The following is a 4,952-nucleotide window of genomic DNA, read 5'->3' as shown; positions in this document are numbered from 1 at the left end:
GCCAACGTCTACCTCGACGCGCTGGCGATCTGGCGTCGCCGACAGGGCCTGCCCGCCCAGTCGTTGGGCTGGGGTGCCTGGGTGCCCACGGCCGGGATGACGGGGACGCTCTCCGAGGCCGACCTGCACCGCATCCGCTCCTCCGGCGTGCCGCCGCTGACCGAGGAACAGGGCCTCGCCCTGCTCGACGCCGCCATGGCCGTCGACGAGCCGTACCTGGTCGCGACCGGCCGCATGGCCGCGGGTGCGCGCCCGCGCGGAGACGTGCCCACCATGTTCCGCGCCCTCCTGCCCGCCGGGCGCCGCACCGCCGTGAGCACCACGGGCACGGGCGCCGCGCTCGCCGCCCGCCTGTACGAGCTGCGCGAGACCGACCGGCTGCGCCACCTCGTGGACCTGGTCCGCACCGAGGCGGCGGCCGTCCTCGGCCACACCTCGGGCCAAGCGGTGGACCCCGGGCGGGAGTTCCGCGACCTCGGCTTCGACTCCCTCACCGCGATCGAGCTGCGCAACCGCCTCGCCGACGTCACCGGCCTCCGGCTCCCGGCCACCATGGTCTTCGACTACCCGACCCCGCACGCCCTGGCCGCGCACTTCCTCGGCGAACTCCTCGACGAGGCCGCCGACATGGCTGCCCCGGCTGCCGCCACCACCGGCACCGGCGAACCGATCGCGATCGTCGGCATGGCCTGCCGCCTGCCCGGCGGCGTGCGGACCCCCGAGGACCTCTGGCGGCTCCTGAGCGAGGGCCGCGACGGCATCACCGACTTCCCGACCGACCGCGGCTGGGACCTCGACGCGCTCTTCGGCAACGGCCACGGTGTGAGCGCCACCCGCCAGGGCGGCTTCCTCGCCGGCCTCGGTGACTTCGACGCGGGCTTCTTCGGCATCTCGCCGCGTGAGGCCCTCGCGATGGACCCGCAGCAACGGCTCCTGCTGGAGACGTCCTGGGAGGCGTTCGAGCGGGCGGGCATCGACCCGACGGCGCTGCGCGGCAGCCGGACGGGCGTCTTCGTCGGCACGACGGGCCAGGACTACGCCTCGCTGGTGATGAACTCGCGGGAGGAGGTGGAGGGCCACGCGAGCACGGGGCTCGCGAACAGCGTGATCTCGGGCCGGGTGTCGTACTGCTTCGGCCTGGAGGGCCCCGCGCTCACGATCGACACCGCGTGCTCCTCCTCGCTCGTGGCGATGCACCTGGCCGCGCAGTCCCTCGACAGCGGCGAGTGCACCCTGGCCCTGGCCGGCGGCGTGACCGTGCTGTCCACGCCGATGAGCTTCCTCGGCTTCACCCGCCAGGGCGGACTGGCCACGGACGGGCGCTGCAAGGCGTTCGCGGACGCGGCCGACGGGACGGGCTGGTCGGAGGGCGCCGGTGTGCTGGTGCTGGAACGGCTGTCGGACGCCCGCCGCAACGGGCACCCGGTCCTGGCCGTCGTGCGCGGTTCGGCCGTCAACCAGGACGGCGCTTCGAACGGCCTGACGGCGCCCAACGGTCCGTCCCAGCAGCGGGTGATCCGGCAGGCCCTCGCCAACGCGGGGCTGTCGGCGGCCGAGGTCGACGCCGTCGAGGCGCACGGCACGGGCACCCGGCTCGGTGACCCGATCGAGGCCCAGGCGCTGCTCGCGACCTACGGTCAGGACCGCGAACTCCCGCTGTTCCTCGGCTCGGTGAAGTCCAACCTCGGCCACACCCAGGCGGCGGCCGGCGTCGCGGGCGTCATCAAGATGGTGCAGGCGATGCGCGCGGGCGTGCTGCCGAAGACGCTGTACGTCGACGCGCCGTCCTCGCACGTCGACTGGTCGGCGGGCGCGGTGGAGATCCTGACCGAGGCCCGTGAGTGGCCGCAGGCCGGGCACCCGCGGCGCGCGGGGGTCTCCTCGTTCGGGATCAGCGGGACGAACGCCCACGTGATCGTCGAGCAGGCGCCCGTGGTGGATCAGGCCGGGGAACCGGGCGTTGCGCCGGGCGCCGTGCCGTGGGTGGTCTCGGGCGCGTCGGAGGCCGCGCTGGACGCGCAACTGGCCGCGCTCGCCGGGCTGGACGGCTCGCCGGTGGACGTCGGGCTGTCGCTGGCCGGGCGGTCGCGGTTCGGGCACCGGGCGGTGCTGCTGGACGGCGCCGAGGTGGCGCGCGGCGCGGCGGGGGAGCGGAGGCTCGCGCTGCTGTTCTCCGGGCAGGGCTCGCAACGGCTCGGGATGGGACGGGAGTTGTACGGGCGCTTCGCCGCCTTCGCGGAGGCGTTCGACGCGGTGTGCGCCGGGCTCGCGCTTCCGCTGCGTGAGGTCGTGTGGGGCGAGGACGAGGAACTGGTCAACCAGACCGCGTACGCCCAGGCGGGCCTGTTCGCGGTCGAGGTGGCGCTGTTCCGGCTGGTCGAATCGCTCGGCGTGGAGCCGGAGTTCGTGGCCGGGCACTCGATCGGTGAGGTGGCGGCGGCGCACGTGGCCGGGGTGTTCTCGCTGGAGGACGCCTGCACGCTGGTGGCGGCCCGAGGCCGCCTGATGCAGGCGCTGCCGGAGGGCGGCGCGATGCTGGCCGTGCAGGCGACGGAGGACGAAGTCCTGCCGCTGCTGGGTGAGTTCCTGTCGATCGCAGCCGTCAACGGCCCGACCTCCGTTGTCGTCTCCGGCACCGAGAAGGCTGTCGAGGCGGTCCGTGCGCACTTCGCCGACCGCAAGTCGACGCGGCTCAAGGTCTCCCACGCCTTCCACTCGCCGCTCATGGACCCGATGCTCGACGACTTCCGGGCCGTCCTCGACGGGCTGACCTACAGCGCGCCATCGATCCCGATCGTCTCCAACCTGACCGGCGCCCTCGCCGATCCCGAGCAGCTGTGCACCCCCGACTACTGGGTCCGCCACGCGCGCGAGGCCGTCCGTTTCGCCGACGGCGTCCGCGCCCTCGACGCCGCCGGTGCGACGGACCACCTGGAGCTCGGCCCCGGTGGCGTGCTCACCGCGCTCACCGAGCAGAACCTCGACGAGGGCGCCGACCGCGTCGCGGCCCCGGCGCTGCGCACCGGGCGGCCGGAGGAGGGCGCCCTGCTGACCGCGCTCGCCCGCCTCCACGTCGTCGGCGTGCCCGTCGACTGGGCCCGGGTCTTCGACGGCACCGGCGCCCGGCGCGTCGACCTGCCGACCTACGCCTTCCAGCACGAGCGCTACTGGCCCGCCCAGGCCGCGCGCACGGGCGACGTGACCGGCGCGGGCCTGCGGCCGGCCGAGCACCCGCTGCTGGGTGCGGTGGTCTCCCCGGCCGACTCGGGCAGCACGCTGCTGACCGGCCGGCTGTCGCTCAAGGCGCAGTCGTGGCTCGGCGACCATCGGGTGGGTGGCATCCCCGTCTTCCCGGCGGCCGGGTTCCTGGAGCTGGCCGTCCGGGCCGCCGACCAGGTGGGCTGCGACCGGGTCGAGCGGCTGACGCTCGCCGAGCCGCTCGCGCTGCCCGAGGACGGTGCCGTCGTCGTCCAACTCGTCGTCGGCGCCCCGGACGAAGCCGGGACGCGCCCGCTGAGCTGCTACGCCCGGCCGGAGGCGGCGGCGGACGGTCCGTGGACCTGCCACGCGTCCGGCACGCTGGCCGTCGGCGAGCGCGAGGGCGGTTTCGACGCCTCCGCGTGGCCCCCGGTGGACGCGGTGGCCGTGGATCCGGAGGACTGCCACGACCCGCTGGACCACGGCCCGGCGTTCCGCACGCTGCAGGCCGTGTGGAAGCGGGGCGACGAGGTGTTCGCCGAGGCCGTCCTGCCGGGCCGGGCCGAGGACGCGGCACCGTACGGGCTGCACCCGGCGTTGCTGGAGGCCGCCGTCCGGATCGCCGCCCTGACGGGGGCGGACGACGGCGGTCGGCTGGTGCCCACGGACTGGCGCGAGGTGGTGCTGTACGCGACCGGCGCGGCCGTCGTGCGGCTGCGGGTCGCCCGGGCCGGTGCGGACGCGGTGTCGGTCGAGGTCGTGGACGCGGCGGGCGGGCCCGTGCTGTCGGCGGGGTCGCTGACGCTGGGCGAACCGGCCGCCGTGACCGAGCAGGCCGGACCGGCCGGGGCGCTGTTGCGGCTGGACTGGGTGGACGCCCCGGCGCGTGCCGGCGGAGCTGTGCGGGCGCTGACGCTGGGCGAGGATGCGGCCTCGCTCGCCGACGTGACCGGCGACGTGCCGGACGTCGTGCTCGTGCCCGTGACCGGCGGCGAATCGCCGGCGGCCGTGCACGCGGCGACGGCGTGGGCGCTGGGTCTGGTGCAGGAGTGGCTGGCCGAGCCGCGTTTCGCGGATGCGCGCCTGGTGTTCCTGACCCGGGGCGCGGTGCCGGGCGGCGAGGTCTCGGATCTCGTCGGCGGCGCGGTCTGGGGTCTCGTCCGGGCGGCGGAGGCGGAGAACCCGGGCCGGTTCGCCCTGCTCGACGTCGAGCGCGAGTCGGACGTGAAGGCGGCGCTGCCCGTCCTCGCCGCCCAACTGGACGGCGGTGACTTCCAGTTCACGGCCCGCGCCGGAGCCGTGCGGGTGGGCCGGCTCGCCCGGGTGGCCGTCGGCGGTCCGTCTGCGGGCTGGGGCTCGGGCACGGTGGTGGTCACGGGTGGTACCGGTGGGCTGGGCCGTCTCGTCGCGCGGCATCTCGTCACCGGACACGGCGTTCGTGACCTGTTGTTGCTGAGCCGTCGTGGGGGCGCGTCCGAGCTGGTGGAGGAGCTCCGGGAGCTGGGTGCCGACGTCGAGGTCGTGGCTTGTGATGCTGCTGATCGGGAGGCGCTGGCGGAGGTTCTGCGGGGCCGGACGGTCACGGGTGTCGTGCACGCGGCTGGTGTGCTGGACGACGGTGTCGTGAGTGCGCTGACGCCCGAGCGTCTGTCGTCCGTCCTGCGTCCGAAGGTGGATGCGGCGTGGAATCTGCACGAGTTGACCATGGGTCAGGATCTGAAGGCCTTCGTTCTGTTCTCGTCCATCTCGGGCGT

1 protein-coding gene is annotated in these 4,952 nt (G+C 75.1%); it reads left to right on the top strand.

The genetic code is table 11. The annotated features are described in order from the left end of the window. The coding region (locus ACWCXH_RS39605; RefSeq protein WP_449806370.1) for an SDR family NAD(P)-dependent oxidoreductase at positions 1 to 4,952 on the top strand (4,952 nt) is incomplete at both ends.

The sequence above is a fragment of the Kitasatospora sp. NPDC001660 genome (assembly GCF_053596725.1).
The sequence above is the reverse complement of the archived record's forward strand: the minus strand, read 5'-3'. Positions and strand labels throughout refer to the sequence as shown.